The organism is Limosilactobacillus reuteri (assembly GCF_020785355.1).
Taxonomy (GTDB): domain Bacteria; phylum Bacillota; class Bacilli; order Lactobacillales; family Lactobacillaceae; genus Limosilactobacillus; species Limosilactobacillus reuteri_I.
In genome coordinates this window covers 1-212 of record NZ_JAJGVH010000020.1, presented here as the reverse complement: position 1 = coordinate 212, position 212 = coordinate 1, and the positions used below count along the sequence as shown (strand labels likewise).

Below are 212 nucleotides of genomic sequence, written 5' to 3'. Positions count from 1 at the left end.
AGCTTAAGTAACTCAGTCTCAATGAGCGAAAGCTTAAGCAACTCGGTATCAATGAGTGAAAGCTTGAGTAACTCAGTATCGATGAGTGAAAGCTTAAGCAACTCAGTCTCAATGAGCGAAAGCTTGAGTAACTCAGTAAGCATGAGTGAAAGTTTAAGCAACTCAGTATCGATGAGCGAGAGCCTCAGCAACTCGGTAAGTATGAGCGAAAG

At 42.5% G+C, this 212-nt stretch carries 1 pseudogene; it reads right to left on the bottom strand.

From position 1 onward, the window contains the following. A pseudogene (locus tag LMB56_RS00145) lies at positions 1 to 212 on the bottom strand (hypothetical protein); the annotation flags it as partial.